Origin of the sequence: Pseudonocardia nematodicida, from assembly GCF_040105385.1 — a bacterium.
In the GTDB taxonomy this organism is placed as follows: domain Bacteria; phylum Actinomycetota; class Actinomycetes; order Mycobacteriales; family Pseudonocardiaceae; genus Pseudonocardia; species Pseudonocardia nematodicida.
In genome coordinates this window covers 90,233-113,604 of the sequence record NZ_JBEDNQ010000005.1, presented here as the reverse complement: position 1 = coordinate 113,604, position 23,372 = coordinate 90,233, and the positions used below count along the sequence as shown (strand labels likewise).

Below are 23,372 nucleotides of genomic sequence, written 5' to 3'. Positions count from 1 at the left end.
CGCGGGCTCGCGGGCCTTGCGGTGAGGGAACGGACGTCAGTGCAGCGGATACGTCAGTGCGACGATGCCTTCGCGATGCCGGCCCCGGTCAGCGACCGGACCTCCATCTCGGCGTACTTGCTGCCGTCGTGCCGCTTCTGGCCGACGTAGGTCCCGACCGCACCCAGCAGGAACGACATCGGGATCGACACCAGGCCCGGGTTGGACAGCGGGAACAGCATGAAGTCCGCCTCCGGGAAGATCGACGGCGTCGGCGCGTCCTCGCCCCGGCCGGACACCACCGGCGAGAAGACGATCAGCAGCAAGGTCGTCGCCAGACCGCCGTAGATCGAGAAGAGCGCACCGGTGGTGTTGAACCGCTTCCAGAACAGCGAGTAGAGGATCGTCGGCAGGTTCGCCGACGCCGCCACCGCGAACGCCAGCGCCACGAGGAACGCCACGTTCTGGTTGCGGGCCAGGATGCCGCCGAGGATCGCCACGATGCCGATCACGATCGCGGTCCGCCGGGCCACCTTGACCTGGGTGGCCTCGGTGTCGACGACGTCGCCCTTCTTGATCACGTTGATGTAGACGTCGTGTGCGAACGACGCCGACGCGGTGATCGTCAGGCCGGCGACCACCGCGAGGATCGTCGCGAACGCGACCGCGGCGATCACGCCGAGCAGGATCGGCCCGCCGAGCTCGTAGGCCAGCAGCGGCGCCGCCGAGTTGACCCGGCCCGGCGCGTCGAGGATCGTCTCCTTGCCCACCAGGGCGCCGGCGGCGTAGCCGATGACCAGGGTGAACAGGTAGAAGAGGCCGATCAGCCAGATCGCCCACTCGACCGACTTACGGGCCTCCTTGGCCGTCGGCACGGTGTAGAAGCGCATCAGCACGTGCGGCAGGCCCGCGGTACCGAGCACCAGGGCCAGGCCCAGCGAGATGAAGTCGATCTTCGACGTGGTGGTCGCGCCGTACTGCAGGCCCGGCGAGAGCAGGCCCGCGCCGGCGTCCGGGTTGGCGTCGACCGCCGCACCGAGCAGCGCGGAGAAGTTGAAGCCGAACAGCGCCAGCGCCCAGATCGTCATGACCAGGGTTCCGGCGATCAGCAGTACTGCCTTGATCATCTGGACCCAGGTGGTGCCGCGCATGCCGCCGATCAGCACGTAGGCGATCATCACGACACCGACGACGGCGATCACCGCGCCCTGCGCGAACGCACCGGACACACCCAGCAGCAGCGACACCAGCGCGCCGGCACCGGCCATCTGGGCCAGCAGGTAGAAGAACGACACGGCCAGCGTCGAGGTGGCGGCGGCGGCGCGGACCGGGCGCTGACGCATCCGGAACGCCAGCACGTCGCCCATCGTGAACCGGCCGGTGTTCCGCAGCAGCTCCGCGACCAGCAGCAGCGCCACCAGCCAGGCCACCAGGAAGCCGATCGAGTAGAGGAACCCGTCGTAGCCGTTGATCGCGATGGCGCCCGCGATGCCGAGGAACGACGCCGCGGACAGGTAGTCACCCGCGATCGCGAAGCCGTTCTGGGTACCGGAGAACCCGCCACCGGCGGTGTAGAAGTCGGCCGCCGTCTTCTTGGCGTGCCGGCTGTTCACGTAGAACACGATCGCCAGCGTGCCGATGACGAACACGAGGAAGATCGAGATGTTGAGGACGGGGTTCGCGGCGGCCCCACCGTCCTGGGCCAGCACGGCGTTCACGGCGGCGTTCACTTCGCGGAGCTCCCCTCGATCTCTTCACGGATCTTCGACGACAGCGGGTCGAGCTTGCGGTCCGCGAACCGGATGTAGGCCACGGTGATCGCGAAGGTCGACACGAACTGCAGCAGGCCGAGGATCAGACCCAGGTTGATGTTGCCCAGCACGGGCGTCGCCATGAAGTCCGGCGCGAAGCTGGCCAGCAGGACGTAGAGCAGGTACCAGGCCAGGAACCCGGCCGTGACCGGGAAGACGAACCCACGGAGCCGCTTGCGGAGCTCCTGGAAGTCCGGACTGGCCTGAGCGGCCGCCCAGTCGGGCGTACCCGTCGGCTGCCCGGCAGTGTCACTCGGGGGCTGCCCGGCAGTGTCACCCGGGGGCGGCCCGCCCGTGTGCTCGTCGGACGACTCTGTCGTACTCACGTATGCCTCCTTGCATAGGTCCGCGCGCGGCGAGGGCTGTGTGCGACGAGGACTGCGCGCAGCGAGGACTGTGCACAGGAAAGTTCCTTGCAGCCCTGTGCGGAACCCCACACGCGGACTGCGTCCGGACCGTGATGCGAGCGGCCGACGATCGGACGATCGGTCGCGCCATGCCTCGACCAACGGTCTTGACAGCGTCGGAGTCCTGTGTTTTGTCAGTCGCGGTCGGCCAGGTGGAGGCGGAGCATCGTGTCCTCCGCCCACGGCGGGACGTGGTCCCCGAGCGACACGACGATCATCACCAGGAAGGCCAGCGGGACCGACCAGAGCGCGGGCTGGGCGAGCAGCATCCCCGCCGTGCCCGGCAGCGCGAGCGCGGCGCCGAGCGCCATGGCGCCGGCCGACGAGGCGAGTCCGGTGACCATTCCTGCGTAGGCCCCGCGGGCCGTCAACCCCCGCCACCACAGCCCGAGCACGAGCAACGGGCAGAACGTCGACGCCGCCACGGTGAAGGCCGAGGTCACGGCCGCGCTGATGTCCACCCGCACCATCAGCAGCGCCGCCGGGACGACGGCTGCCGAGGCGGCCAGCGCGGTCAGCCGCAACCGGCGCAGCCCGCTCGGCATCAGGTCGTGCGCCAGCGCCCCGGACAGCGCGAGCAGCAACCCCAGCGACGTGGCCAGGAAGGCGGCGAACGCGCCCGCGGTGAGCAGCGCCGTGAGCGTCGCCGCCGTACCGCCCTCGGTGATCCGGCCCGGCAGCGTGACGATCGCGGTGTCGGTGCCCTGGGACAGGTACAGCTCCGGGGTCAGCACCGTGCCGAGCAACCCGTAGACGATCGTGAACAGGTAGAACGCGCCCAGCATCGCCACCGTGATCGCGGCGGTCCGTCGCGCGCCCCGGCCGTCCGGACTGGTGTGGAACCGGACGATGATGTGCGGCAGCCCCATCGTTCCCAGTGCCGTCGCGACCAGCACCGACCAGGTCGCGAGCACCGGCGTGGTGTCGCCGGTCCCCAGCAGCGGCAGCGCCCAGTCCTCGCCGCCGGGCACCGGCAGTGACGCCCGGTCCCCGCCGAGCTCGGGCACCGGTGCCCCGGCCGGGAACGTCCAGACCTGGTCCGCCCGTGCCTCGTGCCCGCCGCGGCCGAGTTCGGTCGGCACCCCGTCGATCGCGACGAGGGTCGGCGCGGTCAGCACCAGGTCGGTGTCCAGCCGGAAGTCGACCGGGGTCTCGCGGGTGAAGTGGGTGAACTCCGGCGGTGCCGCCATCTCCGCACGCAGCTGCGGCCCGGCGAGCAGCAGCAGGAAGATCGCCGGTCCGGCGAACAGCAGCAGCTTGAGCGCGAACTGGAACGCCTGGACGTAGGTCGCGGCGCGCATCCCGCCCAGCGCCAGGGTCACCCCGACGGCCAGCCCGGACACCACGACGCCCACCCAGTAGTCCACACCGGACACCAGCGTCAGCAGCTGGCCGGCCGCGACGATCTGTGGCACCAGGTAGAGCACCGCGATCACCACGACGACCACGGCGCAGAACCGGCGCAGCGACCGCGACCCCAGCCGGGCCTCGGCGAACCCCGGCACGGTCAGCGCCCCGGTCCGCCGCATCGGCGCCGCGACCAGCGCCAGCATCAGCAGGTAGCCGGCGGTGAACCCGACCGGGTACCAGAGCGCCCCGGTGCCCTCCTTGATCACCAGACCGGCGACGCCGAGGAACGACGCCGCCGAGAGGTACTCACCCGAGACCGCAGCCGCGTTGAGCATCGGCGAGGTCCGCCGGGAGGCGACCAGGAAGTCCGACGTCGTGCGCATCGCGGCGACGCCGCGGGCCCCGATGAGGACGGTGACCAGCAGCAGCGCGACGACGGCCGCGGCCGTCACCGGTGGTCGGTCCCGTTCTCGGTACCGCCGGGCCCGTCCGGTCGTTCCAGTCGTTCCGCGGCCCGCAGGTGCCACCAGGCCAGCAGCGCCAGCAACGGGTACGGCGCGAACGCCACCACCATCCAGCCGACCGGCAGGCCCAGCGCGCGGGTGAGCGTCAGGCCCGGGGCGAGCCAGAACAGCACCGGCACCCCGAGCAGCAGCACCGCCCCGCAGGCCAGGGTCCACCCGGCCCGGCGCAGCTGGGCCCGGCGCACCGCCCGCGCCTGCGCGGCGCGTCCCGGTTCGAGCAGCGTGTCCGGGGTCGGCCGCGCCGGGAGCGGGCGCGCCCGCGGGCCGGAGCCCGGCGGTGCGGACACCGCGACCCGGCGCGGGCGGTTCACCGCGGGCCCCGGTCCGGCGCCGGCCGGTCGGCCGTGCCGAGCGCGCCGGAGGTCGCGGCGGCCATCAGCTGCTCGCGCAGCTCGCGGGCGTGCCGGCGGCTCACCGGGACGTCGCCGGCGTCGGTGTGGGCAAGCAGTCCGCCGCCGGCGTCGCTGCGCAGCTCGCGCACCGCGGGCAGCAGGAGCAGGAAGCTGCGGTGCACCCGGACGAACCGGTGCGCCGCCCAGTGCTCCTCCAGCCGGGACAGCGGGATCCGCACCAGGTGCGAGCCCGACGGCGTGTGCAGCCGCACGTAGTCGCCGTGCGCCTCGGCGAACCGGACGTCCTCGCGGCGCACGTAGCGGGTCCTCCCGGCCAGCTCGACCGGGAGCACCGCCAGCTCGTCCACCCGGGGTGGACCGGGCTCGGGGCCCGCGGGCGGCTCGTCCGGCGCCGCGCTCGCGGCCGAGCGGCCGGCCCGCGCGCGGTGCACCCGGGCGAGCGCGTCGGCCAGCCGGTCCGCGCCGACCGGTTTGAGCAGGTAGTCCACCGCGCCGAGCCCGTAGGCGGCGACGGCGTGCTCCTCGAACGCGGTCACGAACACGATCTCGGGGGGGTCGGCCATCGCCGCGAGCACGCCGCCGAGCTCGAGGCCGTCCATCCCGGGCATGGTGATGTCGAGGAAGACGGCGTCGAAGGCGCCCGCCGGGATCGCGCGCAACGCCTCGACGGCGTCCCCGGCGCGGGCGACCGTGCCGACGTCCGGGGCGTCGGCCAGCAGCGCGCAGATCTCGTCCAGGGCGGGCGCGACGTCGTCGACCGCGAGCACGCGGAGCTGCTCGCCGCTCGCCGTGACGCCACCCACCGGGCCACCGCCCCGGGTCATCGTGCCACCACCCCGGGCTGGAACCGGGGGACCCGCAGCACGATCCGGGTCCCCGCACCGGGAGCGGTCTCGATGACCAGGCCGTGCTCGGGACCGTAGACCGCGCGCAGCCGCCGGTCGACGTTGACCAGTGCGAGCCCGGCCCCCTCGGCGGTGCCGGCGAGGACGGCCCGGGCGTGCTCGGGGCTCATCCCGGGCCCGTCGTCCTCCACCGCGATCACGCACACGTCCGCCTCGGCCTCGCCGCTGACCTGCACCAGTCCTCCGTCCGGGGTCCGCTCGACGCCGTGCTGCACGGCGTTCTCCACCAACGGCTGCAGTGCGAGCACCGGGATCGGCACCGGCAGCACCTCGGGAGCGACCCGGACCTGCACCCGCAGCCGCTCGCCGAGCACCGCGCGGGCCAGCGTCAGGTAGGCCTCGACCGAGGCGAACTCGCCGGCCAGGGAGGTGTAGTCGCCGCGCGCGGCCAGCGAGTGCCGGATGAACTCGGCGAAGGTCTCCAGCAGGTCCCGGGCGCGGGCCGGGTCCGAGCGCACGAACGACGCGATCGTGGTGAGCGCGTTGTAGACGAAGTGCGGGGAGATCTGCGCGCGCAGCTCCCGCAGCAGCGCGGCGTCGGCCGCCGCCGCGCCGGCCTCCAGCCGCGCCCGCTCCAGCGCGTCGGCGACGAACCCGGCGACCCGCCGGGCGGCCGTCGTCGGGACCTCGCCGCCGAGCACGAGAACGGGAACCCGGTCGTCGACGGGGTCGGCGCCGTCGACGACGACCGGCAGCGCCAGCAGGCCCCCCTCGGACATCCGGCGCCGGGTCGTCGCGGCGCGCAGCCCCAGCGCGACGCCGGCCTCGCGGTCGGGGCCCCACCAGCCGGTGTCCTGCCCCGACCGCAGCAGGCCCACGGCGTTCGCCCCGCACAGCCCGGCGAGCCGGCGAAGCGCCTCGACGGCGGCCGGGGACCCGGCGGGCTCGCGCAGCCCGGCCGCGACGGCCACACCGGCGTCCAGCACCTCGGTGGGGTCCGGCCGATCGGCCGTCCCGTGCGCCTGCGCCGCCCGGAACCGGCCCGTCAGGCGGGGCCGCAGACCGGTCCGCCCCGCGGGCGCGCGGGCACCCCGTTCGGAGTCACCCTCGGCCTGCACCCGGTCAGGATAGGGCCCGCAGGTCGGCCGCGGCGTAGCCTGCCGTGCGTGATCGGCTCCTCCCGGCTGGCGACCCCCGACCCGCAGGTCGAGGGCGCGTTGCGGATGCCCGACCGGCGGTCGGGTCCGATCCGCGCGCTCGTGGTCCGGATCGTGATCGCCCTGCTGGCCCTGGCGGTGACGACCTCGATCGTCTACATCGGCCGGGACGGCTACCTCGACAACAACGGCACCGGCGACATCAGCCTGCTGGACGCGCTGTACTACGCCACCGTGTCGCTGTCGACGACCGGCTATGGCGACATCGTCCCGGTGAGCGCCACGGCCAGGGCCGTCAACATCGCCGTGGTGACGCCGCTGCGGCTGCTGTTCCTCATCGTCCTCGTCGGGACGACGGTCGAGCTGCTCACCGAGCGGTCCCGGCAGTCGTACCGGATCCAGCGCTGGAGGTCGCGCGTGCGCGAGCACACCGTCGTCGTCGGCTACGGCACCAAGGGCCGGGCCGCGGTCGAGACCCTGCTGGGCGACGGCGTCGAGCCGGAGAAGATCGTCGTCGTGGACACCGACCGGTCCCGGCTCGACGTCGCGTCCGGGCTGGGCCTGGTGACGGTGTCGGGCAACGCGACCCGCTCGGCGGTGCTGCGGATCGCCGGCGTGCACCTGGCCACCACCCTGGTCGTCGCGCTGGACCGGGACGACACCGCGGTGCTGGTCACCCTCACCGCCCGCGAGCTGTCGAAGTCGATCTCGATCGTGGCCGCGGTGCGCGAGACGGAGAACGTGCACCTGCTGCGCCAGTCCGGGGCGAGCTCGGTGATCGTCGCGGACGAGACCGCGGGCCGGCTGCTGGGCGTCGCGACCCGGTCGCCCGCCGTCGTCGAGGTGATGGAGGACCTGCTCACCCCGGACGCCGGGTTCGCCATCTCGCAGCGCCCGGTCGAGCCGACCGAGCTGGGCGGCTCGCCGCGGCACCTGCCCGACATCGTGCTCGGGGTCGTCCGCGACGGGACGCTGCACCGGGTCGACTCGGCGCGGGTCGACGCGCTGGAGCGCGGGGACGAGCTGCTCTACGTGCGCAAGGCGACCCCGCCGGACGAGGACTGAGGCCGGGCGGCCGACGGCAGGCGCAGCAGCACTGAGGCCGGGCGGCCGACGGCCGAAGCAGCAGCACTGAGGCCGGGCGGCCGACGGCCGAAGCAGCAGCACTGAGGCCGGGCGGCCGACGGCCGAAGCAGCAGCACTGAGGCCGGGCGGCCGACGGCCGAAGCAGCAGCACTGAGCACCACACCCTTGACCTGAAGTCGGCTTTAGGGAACACGGTGGTCGCATGACGACCACCGATACCGCCGTCGTCGACGGGTTGCTGACCCGGATGACCGGCGACGAGAAGCACGAACCCGCCGCGACGTCCACGCTCGACGTGCTGCGGGTCCTCTACGACTCCGTCCTGCGCGTCGACCCCGCCCGGCCGGACGATCCGGACCGGGACCGGTTGCTCGTGTCCAAGGGGCACGGCCCGATGGCGCTCTACGCGGTGCTCGCCGCGCAGGGCTTCCTCGACCCGGCCGAGCTCGACGGGTTCGCCGGCTACGACTCCCGGCTCGGCCACCACCCGGACCGCACGCTGGTGCCCGGCGTCGAGATCTCCTCCGGCTCGCTCGGGCACGGGCTCGGACTCGCCGTCGGCACCGCGCTCGGGCTGCGGCTGTCCGGCCGTGGTGACGCGCGGACCGTCGTCCTGCTCGGGGACGCCGAGCTCGACGAGGGGTCCAACGCCGAGGCGATCCAGTACGCCGCCCGCGCCGGGCTGGACCGGCTGACCGCCGTCGTCGTCGACAACTCCTCGGCCACCCACGGCTGGCCCGGCGGGATCGCCGCACGGTTCGCCGTCGAGGGCTGGACGGCCGTCGACGCCGACGGGCGCGACCACGACGACCTGTACCGCGCCTTCAGTACGCCGCACGACGGCCGGCCGCTGGCCGTCGTCGCGCGCGTCGAGTCGAAGAACGGGGCCCGCTGATGACCGCCTTTGCTCTGCACACCGATACGCACCACCCCCCACACCGCACCCCGCTCCGCAGCTCTGACCAGCGAGAACGCTTCTACGAGCTGCTCCCGGAGCTCGTCGCGTCCGACCCGCGGGTCGTCGCGCTGCTCGCCGACATCGGCGCCGGCTACGTCGACCTGCCGCCCGGGATCGCCGACCGGGTGGTGAACGTCGGGATCCGCGAGCAGTTGCTCGTCTCGACCGCCGGCGGCCTCGCCCTGACCGGGATGCGCCCGCTCGTACACACCTTCGCGCCGTTCCTGGTCGAGCGGCCCTACGAGCAGCTCAAGCTCGACCTCGGCCACCAGGACGTCGGCGCCGTGCTCGTCTCGGCGGGCGGTTCCTACGACATGCCGACCGCGGGGGAGACCCACTTCGGCTCCCGCGACGTGGCGCTGCTGGACACCCTCGACGGCTGGACCGTGCACGTCCCCGGCCACGCAGACGAGGCCGAGACGCTGATCCGGCACGCACTGCCCGGCGACGACCGGGTGTACGTCCGGCTGGCCGGGACCTTGAACGCCGCGCCGCTCGGCTCCGGGCCGGGGATGTCCGTGCTGCGCCGGGGGAGCCGCGGCACCGTCGTCGCCGTCGGGCCGACGGCGGACCGGACGCTGACCGCCGTCGACGGGCTGGATGTCACGGTCCTCTACGCACCCACCGTCCGGCCGTTCGACGCGGCGACCCTGCGGGAGACGCTGACCGAGCCGGACGTCGTGCTGGTCGAGCCGTACCTGGCGGGCACCTCGACCCGGTACGTCGCCGAGGCGCTGTCCGGGATCCGGCACCGGGTGCTCGGCCTCGGTGTCGGGCGCGCCGAGCTCCGCCGCTACGGCACGGTGGCCGAGCACGACGCCGCGCACGGACTCGACGTCGCGGGTGTCCGGCGCTCGGTCGAGCAGTTCCTCCTAGGCTGACCCGGTGCGTCTCGCCACCTGGAACGTGAACTCGGCGAAGTCCCGGCTGCCCCGCCTGCTGCCCTGGCTGGACGAGCGGTCACCGGACGTCGTCTGCCTGCAGGAGACCAAGCTCTCCGACGACGACTTCGCCGCCGCCTTCGACGACCCGCTGGCCGAGCGCGGCTACGCGGTCGCGCACCACGGGGAGGGGCGCTGGAACGGGGTCGCGATCCTGTCCCGGGTGGGGTGCGACGACGTCGTGCGCGGCCTGCCCGGCGAGCCCGTCTTCACCGACGGCGGGCAGACCGGGCCGGACGCGCGGGCGATCACCGCCACCTGCGGCGGGCTGCGGGTGACCTCGGTGTACGTCCCGAACGGTCGCGCCCCGGAGGATCCGCACTACCCCTTCAAGCTGCGCTGGCTGGGCGCGCTGCGGGACATGGTCGCGGCCGGCGACCCGGCGACGGCGGTGGTGGCCGGGGACATGAACATCGCCCCCACCGACGACGACGTCTGGGACCGGCCCGCGTTCGACGGCGCCACCCACGTCACGCCGCAGGAACGCGCGGCCCTGGCCGAGCTGGAGGGGACCGGCCTGTCCGACGTGATGCGGGAGCGCTGGCCCGACGACCGCGTCTTCACCTACTGGGACTACCGCGCCGGGCGGTTCCACCAGGACCAGGGCATGCGGATCGACCTCGTCCTGGCCGGATCGGGCCCCGCCGGGCGCCGTGCCGCGGTCTGGGTGGACCGCAAGGCACGCAAGGGAAAGGCCCCGAGCGACCACGCTCCCGTCGTCCTCGACCTCGACGACGCACCCGACGGCGACCTCGGGCCGGTGGTGCCGCCGCCGTCGTCGCCCGCGCCGCTGGTCGGGAGGAAATAGCCATTCGTCGTCCCGGTCCGACCTATGGTGTGTTTCGGGTTGCTGTGTTCGGCGCAACGCTGGTAACTCCCCGAGAGTGAACGGCTACTCCCGGGGGATCAACATGGCTTCAGCGACCACCACGACCACGAGGACGCGGGTCCGCCGCCGCGTCGGCGCCGGCATCGCCGCCGTGGCGCTGGCGGGTCTCACCGCGTGCTCGGGCGGGGACGTGCCGTCGCTGCCGGACGGCGTGCCGACCGAGATCCCGGGCGTCGGCGACCCCCGCCAGGCGTTCGGCGACGCGCAGCAGAAGGCGCTCGGCCTGGCCGCGCTCGGCGGCATCGGGATCGAGCAGGGCGTCGGCGACCAGGTCAAGGACCTCGCGCCGCAGGTCCAGGGCGAGGGACAGCAGATCACCGAGCGGCTGCGCGGCCTCGCCTCCGCGGCCCAGATCTCGCTGCCCGACCAGGTCTCACCGGAGGTCCAGGCGCAGGTCGACGACGTCGCCGCCCGTACCGGCGAACAGTTCGACCAGGGCTGGCTGCAGGCCGCGCAGGCCGAGGTCGGGCAGCTGAACGACCAGGTCAGCGGCCTGCTGGAGGTGCCGGGACTGCCCGACGACCAGCGCGCGGCGGCCGAGCAGCAGCTGACCGGTCTCGGCGAGCTCAAGACCCGGCTGGACGAGGCGGCGGCCGCGGCCGGTGCCGGGACGCCGGGCGAGGCCCAGGGCGACGGCTCAGGTTCGGGCGACGGCTCGGGTTCGGGTGACGGCTCGGGCTCGGATGACGGTTCCGGCTCCGGGGACGGCGCGGGCTCGGGTGACGGCGCCGGCCAGGCCGCCGCTCCGGAGTCCGGCGCGGGCCAGGACGGCGCCGCCGGCACCGGCCAAGGCAGCAACGGCTCCGGCTCCGGCAACGGCTCCGGCAACGGCGGGGCCTCCGACGGCCGCGCCCCGGCCGTCGACGCCGGCACCGGCGGCCAGGCCGCGTCGTCGACGTCGGACGCACTGCTCCCGGTGGCCCTCGGCACGGCGGGCGTCGCCCTGATCGGTGCCGGCCTGATCCGGCTGCGCCGCTCGCGCGCGTGAGACGACGGTGAGACGCGCGTGAGACATCGGCGCCGGCGACCCCGCGGCGGAGTCCGTGGGGCCGCGGCGCTGCTCGTCCTGGGCACGGCCCTGCTGGGCGCCGGTGGCGGCCTCGCGCTCGGCGACGGGCCGCGACTCGTCTCGGAGGACCTGGGCTCGGTCCCCGCCGCGCGGGCGGGGGCCGAGCCGGGCGATCCCGCGGCGGGGGCGGGTGACCGCACCGGCCCCGGCCGTGTGACGGCGGCGGATCCGGTCCTTCCCGAGGGCGCCGCACGGGCAGCACGCCCGCTGCTGCCGGACGTCCTGGAACTCCCGGCCCGCGGGATCACCGCCCCGGTGGAGCCGGTCGGTACCGGCACGGACGGCGGGATGGTGATCCCGGAGGAGATCGACACCGTCGGCTGGTGGGCCCCGGGCGTCCTGCCCGGTGGCCGGGCCGGGAGTGCGGTGCTCGCCGGGCACGTCGACTCCGCCGGCCAGGGCCTCGGCGTCCTGGCGGTACTGCCGGAGCTCACGACGGGCGAGCCGGTCGTCGTCCGCGACTCCTACGGCCGCGCGGTCACCTACCGGGTCACCGCCCGCCGCGAGTACGGCAAGTACGAGCTCCCGGGCGAGGTGTTCCGCCGGGACGGGCCGCCGCAGCTCGTGCTGATCACCTGCGGGGGCGTGTTCGACCCCGTCGCGGGCAGCTACGAGTCGAACATCGTCGTCTACGCCGTCCCCGGCGCCGCCGGCTGAGCCGTCGCGCCGCCGAGATGCACCTCAGCGGGCGCTCCCGATCTCCACAGGCCCGCTGAGCCGCATCTCGGCGGGCGCACCGCGCGGTGGCTCCGGCCGAGCGGCACGGGCGTGCTCCGCGCCGCGCACCGTGAGGCCGCGCACCGTCAGTACGGATACCCGGTCGGAGCGGTGATCCCGGGCGCCTACCCTGACCGGCGTGAGCAGCACCGTCACCGCATCCGACGAGTCCGCACCCGAGGCCCCGGAGTTCGCCGCCGTCCGTGAGGCCGCACAGCGCGCCCGGGCAGCCGCCCCGGCCGTCCGCGCCGCCGGCGAGGGCCGGATCGACGACGCCCTGCGCGCCGCCGCGTCGCTGATCCGCGACCGGGCCGTCGAGCTGCTCGAGATCAACGCCGCCGACGTCGCCGCCGCCGAGCGCAACGGCATGGCGGCCGGCCTGCTCGACCGGCTGCGGCTCGACGAGGAGCGGCTCGCCGGGATCGCGATGCAGCTGGAGGTGCTCGCCGCGACGCCCGAGCCGCCGACCGAGCGGCCGGTCCGGACCCTGGAGACCGGCGAGCGGGTGTTCGAGCGGCGGATCCCGGTCGGCGTCATCGGCGCGGTCTTCGAAGCCCGGCCGAACGTCACCGTCGACGTCGCCTCGCAGGTCCTCAAGGCCCGCAGCGCGGCCGTCCTGCGCACCGGGTCGGCGGCGCTGGGCAGCGCGACCGCGCTGGTGGAGATGGTGCTGCGGCCCGCGCTGGAGAGCGCGGGACTGCCCGGCGACGCCGTCGCGCTGGTCCCGCTGCCCGGGCACGCCGGGGCGGAGGCGCTGGTCGGGCTGCCGGACCTGGTGCCGCTGGTCGTCGTCCGCGGCTCCGGAGAGGTCACCCGCCGGCTGTCGATGCTGGGCGCGACCGCCGGCACCCGGGTCCTCGCGCACGCCGACGGCGGCGGGGTGCTCTACCTCGACGCGAGCGCCACCGAGGCCGACGTCACCCGGCTGGTCACCGACTCGACCGACCGGCTCGGCGTCTGCAACCGGCTCAACCTGCTGCTGATCGACCGGCCCGTCTACGACACCCTGCTGCCGGTCGCGCGGGCCGCCCTCGACGCCCGCGGCATCACGCTGTCCGAGCCGCCGCACGCGCACCCGCTGGGGCACGAGTGGGCGCTGGACTCCGGCGCCGAGGCGCACGTGACCGTCGCGCCCGTCGACGGCCCGGACGACGCCGCCGACACGGCCGCCCGGGAGACCTCCGGGCTGGCCGCCACCATCTGCGCGTCCGACGAGACCGCCGCGCAGCGGTTCATCGACCGCTCCACCGGCACCGGCGTGTTCTGGAACACGACCTCCCGGCTGCTCGACGGCTACAAGCTGCTCGGGCTGCCCGAGACCGGGATCAACGTCGACCGCACCCCGGGCCCGCGCGGCCCGGTCACCTACCGGGATCTGGGGCTGCGCCAGTTCGTCGTGCTGCCCCCGGCCTGAACCGCGATCGAGCAGGCTGTCGGGGGTGCGGGATAGCCTCGCTGGCGTGTCCCTGACCGAGATCGGAAGCCCCGCCCTCGCACTGCACCGCGCGACCCTGTCCAACGGGTTGCGGGTGCTCGTCGTCCCGGACCCGACCACCCCGGTGGTCGGGGTCTCGGTGCACGTCGACGTGGGGTTCCGGTCCGAACCGGAGGGCCGCACCGGGTTCGCGCACCTGTTCGAGCACCTGATGTTCCAGGGCAGCGAGAGCCTGGAGAAGCTCGAGCACTTCCGCCAGGTGCAGGCGTCCGGCGGGATCTTCAACGGATCGACGCACCAGGACTACACCGACTACTTCGAGGTGCTGCCCGGCGCCGCGCTGGAGCGGGCGCTGTTCCTGGAGGCCGACCGGCTGCGCGCGCCGAAGCTGACCGAGGAGAACCTGCGCAACCAGGTGGACGTGGTCAAGGAGGAGATCCGGCTCAACGTCCACAACAGACCGTACGGCGGGTTCCCGTGGATCCTGCTGCCGCCGGTCCTCTACGACACGTTCCCCAACGCGCACAACGGCTACGGCGACTTCTCCGAGCTCGAGCAGGCGACCCTGGACGACGCCGCCGCGTTCTTCGACACCTTCTACGCGCCCGGCAACGCGCTGGTCACCGTGCACGGTGACCTGGGCGCGCACGGGGTCGACGGCACCCTGGACCTGATCGAGCGGCACTTCGGTGACATCCCGGCCCGGCCGGTGCCGCAGCGCCCGTCGTTCGCCGAGCCGGTGCCCGGGGCCGAGCGCCGCCAGGTGGTCACCGACGCGCACGCCCCGCTGCCCGCGCTGGCGCTCGGCTACCGGGTGCCCGACCCGTCGGCCGACCCCGGCGCCTACCTGGCGCACGCCATGCTCGCCTCGGTCCTGACCGACGGCGAGGCCGCCCGGCTGCAGCGCCGCCTGGTGCACGGCGGTGCCGACGGGGAGGGGCTCGTCACCGACGTGTCGGCGTCCAACGGCCTGATGGGCGGCTCGTTCGACGCCCGCGACCCGGACACCTTCACGATCACCGCGGTGCACCCGGCCGGTGTCGCCCCGGAGAAGGTGACCGCCGCCGTCGACGACGAGCTGGACCGGCTGGCAGCCGAGGGCCCCGGGGCCGAGGAGCTGGAACGGCAGTCGGCGCGCTGGTCCGCGGCGCTGCACCGCGAGGACGACCGGGTGATGTTCCGGATGCTCGGCCTGGGCGCGCGCGAGCTCCTGTTCGGCCGCGCCGAACTGACCCTGGAGCTGCCGGCCCGGCTCGCCGCGCTGACCCCGGCCGACGTCGCCGCCGCGGCAGCCCGGCTGCGCTCGGCGGGCCGCGCCGTGCTGCTCGTCGAACCGGGCGGCGACGACGGCACCGGTGACGACGGCACCACCGAGAGCACCACCACCGAGAACGTCACCACCGAGAACGCCACCGAGAACGACGGGAGCACCCGGTGACCGCCACCCGCACCCACCGCAGTGCCGGTACACACCGCAGCGCCGAGGAGATCGGCCGTACCGAGAAGGGCCCGCGGGCGCTCCCGGAGCTGGGCCGGACCCGCGAGGTGCCGCTGCCCGACGTCGTCACCGAGACCCTGCCGAACGGGCTGACGATCCTGGCCGCGCACCGCCCCGGCGTCCCGCTGGTCGAGGCCGTCCTGCGGGTCCCCGCCGCCTCCCCGCACACGAGGGCCGACGCCGGCTGGACCGCGGGCATGGAGGTGCTCGGCGAGACCCTGCTGACCGGCAGCGCCGCACGGGACCGGGTCGGGCTCGACGACGAGCTGGCCGCGGTCGGCGGGGAGCTGGGTGTCAGCGTCGACCCGGAGTGGCTGCAGATCGGCGGGTCCGCCCTCGCGACCGGCCTGCCGACCGTGCTCGACGTGCTCGCCGAGGTTCTCACCGGTGCCACGCACCCCGACGACGAGGTCGCCCGTGAGCGGTCCCGGCTCGTCGAGCGGATCGCGGTCGCCCGCGCCCAGCCCCGGACCGTCGCGCGCGAGGCGTTGCAGCGCAAACGGTTCGGCGACCACCCGATCGTCTCCGAGCTGCCCACCGCCGAGGCCGTCGCCGCGGTGACGCCGGACCGGGTCCGGGAGCTGCACGCCGACGCCGTCGTCCCGGGTGGGGCCCGCCTGGTGCTGGTCGGCGACATCGACCCCGCGCAGGCCGTCGCCGAGACCGCCCGCCGGCTGGGTGGCTGGACCGGGGCGCATGCGGCCCGCGAGCTCTCCGCCCCGCCCGCGCCCGTACCCGGGGACCTCGCGCTGGTGCACCGGCCCGGCTCGGTCCAGTCCCAGATCCGGCTCACCGCGCCGGGGATCGACCGCACCGACCCGCGCTACCCGGCCTTCCAGATCGCGAACCTGGTGTTCGGCGGCTACTTCTCCTCCCGCTGGATGGAGAACGTCCGGGAGGACAAGGGCTACACCTACGGGGCGCACTCCGGGCAGGAGTTCGTCCCCGGCGGCGCCGTGCTCGGTCTCGACACCGACTGCGCCGGCGACGTCACCGCCGCCGCGCTGCTGGAGACCCGCTACGAGCTGGGCCGCATGATCGCGGTGCCGCCGAGCGAGCAGGAGGTCGCCGCGGCCCGGCAGTACGCCGTCGGCTCGCTGCTGATCTCCCTGGACAGCCAGTCCGCGCTGGCCGGGACGCTGTCCGCGCTCGACGCGGTGGGCCTGGGCGTCGACTGGCTGCGCGAGCGGCCGCGGCACCTCGCCGAGGTCACCACCGACCAGGTCGCGGCCGCGGCGGCGGAGCTGTTCGCCCCGTCCCGGTTCACCGGTGTCGTCGTCGGCGACGCCGAGGTCCTCGGCGCGCGGCTGGAGGCCCTGGGCGGGGTGGCCCGGGCGGGGTGCGGCGCATGAGCGGTACGAGCAGCTCGGCCCCCGGCGACTTCGCGCTCACCGCCGACCCGGTGCTGTCCCGCAACGCCCTGGTCCGGGACGAGAACCTGCGCCTGGACCCGGACTACGTGCGGGACTCCTGGCCGAAGGCGCGGGTCGTCGTCGTCGACGACGCGGGCCGCACCCCGGTGGACTGGCTGGTCCGCCCCGGCCGCGAGTTCCGCGAGACCGACGCCGCCGCCTGGGACGACGCGGCCGGGCGTGACGGGCGGATCCGCACCCGCGCCGGGCTCGACCTGGCCGCCGCCCCGCCGGCCGAGGCCGTGCTGCTCGGGGAGTCCGACGGCGTCCCGTACTGGGCGATGCGCGCCGACACCGGCAAGACCGCCGACAGCGACGTGTTCGCCGGCGAGCAGGGCGAGTGGGCCGACCTGCGCGCCGCGGGTGCCGTCCTCGACCCGCTCGGCGCGGGGCTGCTCACCGGCGCCGTCGCCACCCTGAACTGGCACGACCGGGCCCGGTTCTGCGCGGTCGACGGCACCCCGACCCGCCCGCACAACGCCGGCTGGGCCCGGATCTGCGGGAACGGGCACGAGGAGTACCCGCGCACCGACCCGGCGATCATCTGCCTGGTGCACGACGGCGCCGACCGGGTGCTGCTGGCCCGCCAGCCGGTCTGGCCGGAGGGCCGCTACTCGGTGCTGGCCGGGTTCGTCGAGTCCGGCGAGTCGCTCGAGGCCTGCGTGCACCGCGAGATCGGCGAGGAGGTCGGCATCGCGGTGTCCGACGTCCGCTATCTGGGCAGCCAGGCGTGGCCGTTCCCGCGCTCGCTGATGCTCGGCTTCCACGCGATCGGCGACCCGGAGGTCCCGCTGCGGCCCGCCGAGGGGGAGATCGCCGACGCGCTGTGGATCACCCGGGCGCAGCTGCGGGCGGCGCTGGCCCGCGGCGACTGGGGGAGCGGGCCGGACCCCGCCGACGCCGCGGACCCGGTGGCCGGGCCGGTCGTCATGCTCCCCGGCCGGGTGTCGATCGCGCGCACGATGCTCGAGTCCTGGGCCGCCGCCGGGGGCTGATGAGGCCCGCACACGACGGCGGCCCGGGGATCGGATCCCCGGGCCGCCGTGCTCCGTGGTGGGAGAACTCGGAGGTGGGCCTCGGACGCCTCGCGCTCACACGCCCAGGCGCTGCGTCACCTCGCCGAAGCTGGGGTTGGTCGCGACCGACTCGTCCGGGAACACGACGGTCGGGACGGTCCGGTTGCCGCCGTTCGCCTGCTCGACGAACGCGACCGCGTCCGGCTCGCGCTCGATGTCGATCTCGCGGTAGCCGATCCCGGCCTCGTCGAGCTGCAGCTTGAGCCGGCGGCAGAAGCCGCACCAGCTGGTCGTGTACATGGTCAGGTCCGCCATGCCGGGTACAACCGGCCGCGGCGCGGAATTCTTCCCGCCGGATCTCTTTCCGCAGCGGCAACCGACTTGACGTGCCGATGAGGCGGGTGATTGAGTTGCCGTCATGGAAAATGACATGCCGGCCGCGCGGCCGGACGGGCCCGCGGCCCGCGACGTCCTGCGCGATCTCGACGCCGACCGCTCCGCGCTCTCCGGCCGGATGGCCGCCCCGGCCTGGACGCACGTCGCGTTCGCGCTGCTCGCCGCCGGGTTCGTGCTGTCCCCGGCGTTCTCCGGCGGTCTCCGCGCGGCGCTGGTGCCGGTGCTGGTGCTGCTGACCGTCGTCCTGCTCGGGTACCAGCAGTCGACGACCGGTGTCCGGGCCCGCGGCGTCGGGGCGCGGGCCTGGCTGGCCTTCGCCGGTGCGCTCGTCGGTGTCCTGGTGCTGCTCAGCGTCTCCTACGGACTCGTCGCCTCGCTGTCGCCGTGGTGGGTGCTCGCCCCGGCCGCCGTCGCCTTCGGGATCGTGCTCGCGGCCAACATCGCCTTCGAGCGCTCGACCCGCGAGCACCTGCGCCGTGGCCGCTGATCCGGCCGGCGGCGCCGGCGCGCACGCCTTCGACGACACCATCCACGCCCCCGTCCGGTTGCGGATCAGCGGGATCCTGCGGCACGTCGAGCAGGTCGACTTCGCGGTGCTGCGGGACACCCTCGGCGTCACCGACGCCACCCTGTCCAAACACCTCCGGGTCCTCGTCGAGGCCGGCTACGCGACGACCACGAAGACCCGGTCCGCCGGCCGGTCCGACGCGCGGCGGCTGACGTGGATCTCGCAGACCCCCGCCGGCCGGGCCGCGTTCGACGCGCACGTGGCGGAGCTGCGCCGGATCGCCGACGGCGTCGACGGTCCGGTCAGCGGTCTGCGGTGACCCGGCGCGGCACCCCGCCGGCGGTCGCGCGACGGGGTGCCGCGGACCGCGGCCGGCCCGCTCGCCACCGCCGCGCCGACCCGGTCGGCCCGGAACCGTCGGGGGTGGGTGTCAGGATGGGGTCGTGCCGTCCCGAACCACTGCCGCAGGCCCTGCCCACGCCTCCCGCTCCGGGAGTGCGCCGGTGGGGCCCACCGGCGCGGACGGACTGGACCCCGAGCAGCGCGCCGCCGTCACCGCCCCGCGCGGCCCGCTGTGCGTGCTGGCCGGCGCCGGTACCGGCAAGACCCGCACCATCACCCGGCGGATCGCGCACCTGGTCGCCCACGGCCACGTCGCCGCCGGGCAGGTACTGGCGGTCACCTTCACCGCCCGCGCGGCCGGTGAGCTGCGGACCCGGCTGCGCGCGCTCGACGCCCCGGGCGTGCAGGCCCGCACGTTCCACGCCGCCGCGCTGCGTCAGCTGCGCTACTTCTGGCCGCAGGTGATCGGCGGCTCGCCGTGGCCGCTGGTCGAGGGCAAGCTCCGGCTCATCGGCCAGTCCGCCGCCCGCGTCCGCGCGAGCACCGACTCGGACGCGCTGCGCGACGTCGCCTCGGAGATCGAGTGGGCGAAGTCGACGCTGATCGCGCCGTCGGACTACGCCGCGGAGGCGGCCCGGCGCAAGCGCGACACCCCAGGCCCGGCCGACCAGGTCGCCCAGGTCTACGCCGGCTACGAGGAGCTCAAGACCGCCGCCGAGGTGCTCGACTTCGACGACCTGCTGCTGCACACCGCCGTCGCCCTCGAGGAGCACGCCGGGGTCGCCGAGGAGTTCCGCTCCCGCTACCGCTGCTTCGTCGTCGACGAGTACCAGGACGTCACGCCGCTGCAGCAGCGCCTGCTCGACGCGTGGCTGGGGGACCGGGACGACCTGACCGTCGTCGGCGACGCGAACCAGACGATCTACACCTTCGCCGGCGCCTCGCCCCGCCACCTGCTCGAGTTCCCGCGCCGGTTCCCGGACGCGACCGTCGTGCGCCTGCAGCGCGACTACCGCTCGACCCCGCAGATCGTCTCGGCCGCCAACCAGCTGATCGGCGCGGCGCGGAACCGCCCGGCCGGGTCCCGGCTGCAGCTGGTCGGGCAGCTCCCTCCCGGGCCGGACCCGGACTTCGCCGAGCACGACGACGAGCCGGCCGAGGCCGCCGCCGTCGCCGGGCGGATCCTGACGCTGCTGAAGGACGGCACACCGCCGTCGGAGATCGCGGTGCTGTTCCGGATCAACGCCCAGTCCGAGGCCTACGAGCAGGCCCTGTCCGACGCCGGCGTCCCGTACCAGGTGCGTGGCGGCGACCGGTTCTTCGCGCGTCCCGAGGTTCGCCGGGCCATGGTCGCGCTGCGTGCCGCCGCGCCGGACCAGCGGCCGGGCACCGATCTGGTCGACGTCACCCGCGCCGTGCTCGGTGCCCGTGCCGGGCTGACCGACGAGCCGCCGAAGGGTGCGACCCTGCGCGCGGCCTGGGAGTCGCTGCTGGCCCTGGTCGGGGTGGCCGAGGAGCTCGCCGCCGTCGAGCCGAACGCCGACCTCGCGCGGCTGGTCACCGAGCTGGACACCCGCGCGGACTCGGCGCAGGCGCCGGTCGTCCAGGGCGTCACGCTGGCGTCGCTGCACGCGGCCAAGGGGCTGGAGTGGGACGCGGTCTTCCTCGTCGGGCTGGCCGACGGCACCCTGCCGATCGGCCACGCCGACAACGACGAGGCCGCGATCGAGGAGGAGCGCCGTCTGTTCTACGTCGGGATCACCCGGGCCCGCCGGGTGCTGTCGATGACCTGGTCGCTGTCCCGGGCGTCCGGTCGCGGTCCGAAGCGGCGCCGCTCCCGGTTCCTGTACGGGCTCATCCCGGACTCGCACCCGGCGTCGCGGATCGCCGGGGAGCGCCGCCCGGGCGCGGCCCGGCCGCGCTGCCGGGTGTGCGGGTCACCGCTGTTCGGCAGCGCCGCGACCAAGCTGATGCGGTGTGACGACTGCCCGTCCGACGTGGACCTGGAGCTGCTCGACCGGCTGAAGCAGTGGCGGGCCGCCGAGGGGAAGGGTCAGGGGGTGCCGGCCTTCGTCGTGCTCACCGACGCGACCCTGACCGCGATCGCCGAGCAGCGGCCGTCCGACCCGTCCGCGCTGGTCGGGATCCCGGGGATCGGCGCGGCGAAGCTGGACCGCTACGGCGACGCGGTGCTGGCGTTGCTCGCCGAGCACGCGGCCGAGCACCGCTAGGGAGTTCACCCCGGATGAACTTCCGAAGAGAGTTCGAATAATCGGTTGCTCCCGTGTGCGCTGCACTTCTAGTGTCGTCTGCACCGAGCGGAGCAACCCGTCCGCTCCCACACGCGTCGCGCGGGACACCGTACGGCGGGACACGACAGGAGGTGGCTCCATGAACGGCATCACGCAGATCGACCGGACCGGCCGCACCCTGCCGTGCGTTCCGGCCACTGTCGTGTCGCACGCGATCGCATACGCCCAGCTTCCGGTGTCCTTCGCGCACACCGCCGCGACCACGCTCCGCGCCTGGGGAGACGTGTCCCGCGAGCGCGGCATGGCCACCGGCGTCGTGGTCGCCGGCCCGATCTTCGATGACAAGTGCACAGGTGTGTCCGTTCCCGGGCGCCGAGGGGGTACCTGACCCTCAGCGCTCGCGCCGAGTCCCCATCGGGGCCGCGGAACCCACACACAGGGTTCAGCGGCCCCGATTTTTTTGTCCGCATGTCGAGAAATGTCCGAAGAAGTTCGATCGAGGAGGTCGATCGTGTACGTGAGATCCGCTCCGTGTGACGGCGGAGTGATCCAGACCGAGGGTGCGGGTGGCTGTGCCGCCCCGGAGGAGTCCCTGCCGGGTCTGCTCCTGGGGGCTCCGCCGGCAGGGTCCGGTGACGGCCGGTCCGCACTGCCCTGCCGCAACGGCGACGCCGACAAGTGGTTCGCCGAGGCCCCGGCCGTACTGGAGGAGGCCAAGGCGCTCTGCGCCCGGTGTCCGGTCCGGGACGCCTGCCTGGCCGGCGCCCTGTCCCGGGAGGAGCCGTGGGGCGTGTGGGGCGGCGAGATCTTCGAGCGCGGCCGGGTGATCGCCCGCAAGCGCCCGAGGGGGCGACCCCGCAAGGCCGACCTGGAACGCGACCGGGAGCTGGCCCGGGCCGCGGGCAGCTGACACCACCCGCCCACCCCCAGCCCAGACGACGAGGAGACGCCCCGTGAACGACCTGATGCCCGCGGCCCCGATGCCGCACCACCGCCCGTCCACGCCGCACGGCCCGATCCGCGCCGACAGCCGGATCACACCGAACCGGGAGCACACGATGTCTCTGATCGAAGAAGTCCTGGCGAGATCCCATCAGGTAGAGGCGCAACGCCAGGCGGCCGAGCACCGGCGTGCCCGGCAGCTCACCGCCGGGCGGCAGTGGGCCAGGCTGGCGGCCTGGGCCCAGCGTCGCGCCGAGCGGGCCCGCACCCGCGCCTCCTGACGACGGCGCGCCCCGCGCTCACGCCACGACACGGTGCCCCGTCCGGACCAGTTTCCGGGCGGGGCGCCGTCGTGTCCGGACCCGGACGCCGATCTCGGCGCCGCGCCGGTCCGCTCATGCCGAGCCACCGCCGGTGAAGCCCGCGGCGAACTCGGGCGTGGGCGGGATCTCGGTGATCACGTCGACGAGCACCCCGTCCGGCCCGGTGACGATGAAGTGCCGCTGGCCGAAGTCCTCGTCCCGGAGCTCGAGCGCCACCGGGAGCCCGGATCGGACCACCAGCCGCTCCCACTCGGCGTCGACGTCGTCGACCTCGAGGTTCACCAGCGTCCCGGCCGCCGAGATCCCGCGGTGGGAGTCCGGGATCGTCGGATGATCGCGGTCCAGCACGGCCAGCTCGAAGCCGTCGCGGCGCAGGCTGACGTACCAGTCGGCGTCGAACACGATCTCGAAGCCCATCGGGCCGGTCCAGAACGCGCGGGCGCCGGCGACGTCGTCGGTGGCGAGCACGGGATAGCAGCTGGTCAGCATGGTTCCTCCAGTTTTGACGTACCGACGGTACGTCAAATTGATACTCGCGTACCCTCGGTACGTCAACAGGAGGTGGCGATGGGGGTACGGGCCGAGCAGCGGGAGCGCACGCGCGTCGCCCTGCTGGACGCGGCGGAGCGGCTGTTCACCCGGGACGGCTACGGCGCGGTGGGGCTGCCCGCCGTCGTCGCCGCCGCCGGGGTGACCAAGGGGGCGCTCTACCACCAGTTCGAGGGGAAGGCGGCGCTGTTCGCGGCCGTCCTGGACCGGGTGCAGGCGCGCGTCGCGGACCGGGTCGTCGCGGCCGCGCAGGCGCAGCCGGAGCCGTGGGACCAGCTGGTCGCCGGCTGCGGCGCCTTCCTCGAGGCCGGCACCGAGCCCGCGGTCGCCCGGATCATGCTGGTCGACGGCCCGGCCGTGCTCGGCTGGCAGGCCTGGCGGGAGCTCGACGAACAGAACTCGGGGCGCCACCTGGCCGAGGCCCTGGCCGCGCTCGTCGCGCACGGTGAGATCGAGCCCCAGCCGCTCGAGCCGCTGGCACGGTTGCTGTCGGGGGCGATGAACGAGCTCGCCATGTGGCTCGCCGCCGAGGACGCGTCGGCGGCCGACCGGGAGGGCGCCCGCATCGCGCTGGACCGGACCCTCGCGGGGCTGCGCGGGAGCCGGTGACTCC

25 protein-coding genes are annotated in these 23,372 nt (G+C 74.6%); 17 read left to right on the top strand and 8 right to left on the bottom strand.

The window, feature by feature from the left end:
- Nucleotides 1-53 precede the first annotated feature (53 nt).
- The 6 genes from WIS52_RS13505 to WIS52_RS13480 form a co-directional block, all read right to left on the bottom strand.
- Nucleotides 54-1,709, bottom strand: coding sequence for a solute symporter family protein (locus WIS52_RS13505; protein WP_349298562.1), 1,656 nt, complete (start codon nt 1,707-1,709; stop codon nt 54-56).
- Nucleotides 1,706-2,116 (bottom strand): DUF485 domain-containing protein, encoded by a 411-nt coding sequence (locus tag WIS52_RS13500; protein ID WP_349298561.1) that lies wholly within the window; start codon nt 2,114-2,116, stop codon nt 1,706-1,708. The genes WIS52_RS13505 and WIS52_RS13500 overlap by 4 nt, the downstream gene beginning before the upstream one ends.
- A gap of 215 nt (nt 2,117-2,331) precedes the next feature.
- Nucleotides 2,332-3,999, bottom strand: a complete 1,668-nt coding sequence (locus WIS52_RS13495; protein ID WP_349298560.1) for a sodium/solute symporter — start codon at nt 3,997-3,999, stop codon at nt 2,332-2,334.
- Nucleotides 3,996-4,382: a hypothetical protein gene (locus tag WIS52_RS13490; protein ID WP_349298559.1), complete on the bottom strand. Its 387-nt coding sequence runs from the start codon at nt 4,380-4,382 to the stop codon at nt 3,996-3,998. The genes WIS52_RS13495 and WIS52_RS13490 overlap by 4 nt, the downstream gene beginning before the upstream one ends.
- The gene (locus WIS52_RS13485) at nt 4,379-5,248 is read right to left on the bottom strand and encodes a LytR/AlgR family response regulator transcription factor (RefSeq protein ID WP_349298558.1); all 870 of its coding nucleotides are present in this window, start codon (nt 5,246-5,248) and stop codon (nt 4,379-4,381) included. Before WIS52_RS13485 ends, WIS52_RS13490 begins: the two co-directional genes overlap by 4 nt.
- Nucleotides 5,245-6,318: a sensor histidine kinase gene (locus WIS52_RS13480; protein ID WP_379611463.1), complete on the bottom strand. Its 1,074-nt coding sequence runs from the start codon at nt 6,316-6,318 to the stop codon at nt 5,245-5,247. Before WIS52_RS13480 ends, WIS52_RS13485 begins: the two co-directional genes overlap by 4 nt.
- Nucleotides 6,319-6,492: 174 nt before the next feature.
- Here WIS52_RS13480 and WIS52_RS13475 point away from each other — a divergent pair, with 174 nt between their 5' ends.
- From WIS52_RS13475 to nudC, 10 genes are all read left to right on the top strand, one after another.
- A complete protein-coding gene (locus WIS52_RS13475) occupies nt 6,493-7,491 on the top strand; it encodes a potassium channel family protein (RefSeq protein ID WP_349298905.1) in 999 nt (332 codons plus the stop codon).
- Nucleotides 7,492-7,714: 223 nt separating this feature from the next.
- The gene (locus WIS52_RS13470) at nt 7,715-8,407 is read left to right on the top strand and encodes a transketolase (RefSeq protein ID WP_349298556.1); all 693 of its coding nucleotides are present in this window, start codon (nt 7,715-7,717) and stop codon (nt 8,405-8,407) included.
- Complete coding sequence (locus WIS52_RS13465) at nt 8,407-9,351, top strand: transketolase family protein (protein WP_349298555.1); 945 nt, start codon at nt 8,407-8,409, stop codon at nt 9,349-9,351. The genes WIS52_RS13470 and WIS52_RS13465 overlap by 1 nt, the downstream gene beginning before the upstream one ends.
- 4 nt (nt 9,352-9,355) lie before the next feature.
- A complete protein-coding gene (locus tag WIS52_RS13460) occupies nt 9,356-10,219 on the top strand; it encodes an exodeoxyribonuclease III (protein ID WP_349298554.1) in 864 nt (287 codons plus the stop codon).
- A 103-nt stretch (nt 10,220-10,322) separates the two neighbouring features.
- Nucleotides 10,323-11,288, top strand: coding sequence for a DUF4142 domain-containing protein (locus WIS52_RS13455; protein ID WP_349298553.1), 966 nt, complete (start codon nt 10,323-10,325; stop codon nt 11,286-11,288).
- Nucleotides 11,289-11,306: 18 nt separating this feature from the next.
- A complete protein-coding gene (locus WIS52_RS13450) occupies nt 11,307-12,026 on the top strand; it encodes a class F sortase (RefSeq protein ID WP_349298552.1) in 720 nt (239 codons plus the stop codon).
- A 199-nt stretch (nt 12,027-12,225) separates the two neighbouring features.
- Complete coding sequence (locus tag WIS52_RS13445; RefSeq protein ID WP_349298551.1) at nt 12,226-13,500, top strand: aldehyde dehydrogenase family protein; 1,275 nt, start codon at nt 12,226-12,228, stop codon at nt 13,498-13,500.
- Between the two features lie 46 nt (nt 13,501-13,546).
- Nucleotides 13,547-14,959, top strand: a complete 1,413-nt coding sequence (locus WIS52_RS13440) for a M16 family metallopeptidase (RefSeq protein WP_349298550.1) — start codon at nt 13,547-13,549, stop codon at nt 14,957-14,959.
- Entirely contained in the window at nt 14,956-16,371 is a 1,416-nt protein-coding gene (locus WIS52_RS13435) for a M16 family metallopeptidase (RefSeq protein ID WP_349298549.1), read from the top strand. The genes WIS52_RS13440 and WIS52_RS13435 overlap by 4 nt, the downstream gene beginning before the upstream one ends.
- Entirely contained in the window at nt 16,368-17,426 is a 1,059-nt protein-coding gene (gene nudC / locus WIS52_RS13430; RefSeq protein ID WP_349298548.1) for an NAD(+) diphosphatase, read from the top strand. The genes WIS52_RS13435 and nudC overlap by 4 nt, the downstream gene beginning before the upstream one ends.
- A gap of 96 nt (nt 17,427-17,522) precedes the next feature.
- Here the strand turns inward: nudC and WIS52_RS13425 are convergent, their stop codons facing one another.
- The gene (locus tag WIS52_RS13425; protein ID WP_349298547.1) at nt 17,523-17,762 is read right to left on the bottom strand and encodes a glutaredoxin domain-containing protein; all 240 of its coding nucleotides are present in this window, start codon (nt 17,760-17,762) and stop codon (nt 17,523-17,525) included.
- 103 nt (nt 17,763-17,865) lie between these two features.
- On the opposite strand from WIS52_RS13425, the gene WIS52_RS13420 reads away from it, so the two are divergent.
- The 6 genes from WIS52_RS13420 to WIS52_RS13395 all read left to right on the top strand — a co-directional run bounded on the left by WIS52_RS13420 (nt 17,866) and on the right by WIS52_RS13395 (nt 22,168).
- Entirely contained in the window at nt 17,866-18,330 is a 465-nt protein-coding gene (locus tag WIS52_RS13420) for a hypothetical protein (RefSeq protein WP_349298546.1), read from the top strand.
- Nucleotides 18,320-18,670: a transcriptional regulator gene (locus tag WIS52_RS13415; RefSeq protein ID WP_349298545.1), complete on the top strand. Its 351-nt coding sequence runs from the start codon at nt 18,320-18,322 to the stop codon at nt 18,668-18,670. Before WIS52_RS13420 ends, WIS52_RS13415 begins: the two co-directional genes overlap by 11 nt.
- A 184-nt stretch (nt 18,671-18,854) precedes the next feature.
- The gene (locus WIS52_RS13410; RefSeq protein ID WP_349298544.1) at nt 18,855-20,924 is read left to right on the top strand and encodes an ATP-dependent DNA helicase UvrD2; all 2,070 of its coding nucleotides are present in this window, start codon (nt 18,855-18,857) and stop codon (nt 20,922-20,924) included.
- Between the two features lie 160 nt (nt 20,925-21,084).
- A complete protein-coding gene (locus WIS52_RS13405; protein WP_349298543.1) occupies nt 21,085-21,333 on the top strand; it encodes a hypothetical protein in 249 nt (82 codons plus the stop codon).
- A 156-nt stretch (nt 21,334-21,489) separates the two neighbouring features.
- On the top strand, nt 21,490-21,855 hold the full coding sequence (locus tag WIS52_RS13400; RefSeq protein ID WP_349298542.1) for a WhiB family transcriptional regulator: 366 nt from the start codon (nt 21,490-21,492) through the stop codon (nt 21,853-21,855).
- A 43-nt stretch (nt 21,856-21,898) separates the two neighbouring features.
- Entirely contained in the window at nt 21,899-22,168 is a 270-nt protein-coding gene (locus WIS52_RS13395; protein WP_349298541.1) for a hypothetical protein, read from the top strand.
- Between the two features lie 114 nt (nt 22,169-22,282).
- Here WIS52_RS13395 and WIS52_RS13390 read toward each other — a convergent pair whose 3' ends face one another.
- Nucleotides 22,283-22,699: a VOC family protein gene (locus tag WIS52_RS13390; protein ID WP_349298540.1), complete on the bottom strand. Its 417-nt coding sequence runs from the start codon at nt 22,697-22,699 to the stop codon at nt 22,283-22,285.
- Between the two features lie 78 nt (nt 22,700-22,777).
- On the opposite strand from WIS52_RS13390, the gene WIS52_RS13385 reads away from it, so the two are divergent.
- Nucleotides 22,778-23,368 carry a TetR/AcrR family transcriptional regulator gene (locus WIS52_RS13385; RefSeq protein ID WP_349298539.1) on the top strand — a complete coding sequence of 197 codons (591 nt, stop codon included), beginning with the start codon at nt 22,778-22,780 and terminating at the stop codon, nt 23,366-23,368.
- The last annotated feature ends 4 nt before the right edge of the window (nt 23,369-23,372 follow it).

Bases quoted from the DNA above. Each gene is read 5' to 3' on its own strand.
- WIS52_RS13485 (WP_349298558.1), bottom strand. From the start codon at position 5,248: ATGACCCGGGGCGGTGGCCCGGTGGGTGGCGTCACGGCGAGCGGCGAG.
- WIS52_RS13475 (WP_349298905.1), top strand. From the start codon at position 6,493: ATGCCCGACCGGCGGTCGGGTCCGATCCGCGCGCTCGTGGTCCGGATC.
- WIS52_RS13470 (WP_349298556.1), top strand. From the start codon at position 7,715: ATGACGACCACCGATACCGCCGTCGTCGACGGGTTGCTGACCCGGATG.
- WIS52_RS13465 (WP_349298555.1), top strand. From the start codon at position 8,407: ATGACCGCCTTTGCTCTGCACACCGATACGCACCACCCCCCACACCGC.
- WIS52_RS13455 (WP_349298553.1), top strand. From the start codon at position 10,323: ATGGCTTCAGCGACCACCACGACCACGAGGACGCGGGTCCGCCGCCGC.
- nudC (WP_349298548.1), top strand. From the start codon at position 16,368: ATGAGCGGTACGAGCAGCTCGGCCCCCGGCGACTTCGCGCTCACCGCC.
- WIS52_RS13425 (WP_349298547.1), bottom strand. From the start codon at position 17,762: ATGGCGGACCTGACCATGTACACGACCAGCTGGTGCGGCTTCTGCCGC.
- WIS52_RS13420 (WP_349298546.1), top strand. From the start codon at position 17,866: ATGGAAAATGACATGCCGGCCGCGCGGCCGGACGGGCCCGCGGCCCGC.
- WIS52_RS13405 (WP_349298543.1), top strand. From the start codon at position 21,085: ATGAACGGCATCACGCAGATCGACCGGACCGGCCGCACCCTGCCGTGC.
- WIS52_RS13390 (WP_349298540.1), bottom strand. From the start codon at position 22,699: ATGCTGACCAGCTGCTATCCCGTGCTCGCCACCGACGACGTCGCCGGC.
- WIS52_RS13385 (WP_349298539.1), top strand. From the start codon at position 22,778: ATGGGGGTACGGGCCGAGCAGCGGGAGCGCACGCGCGTCGCCCTGCTG.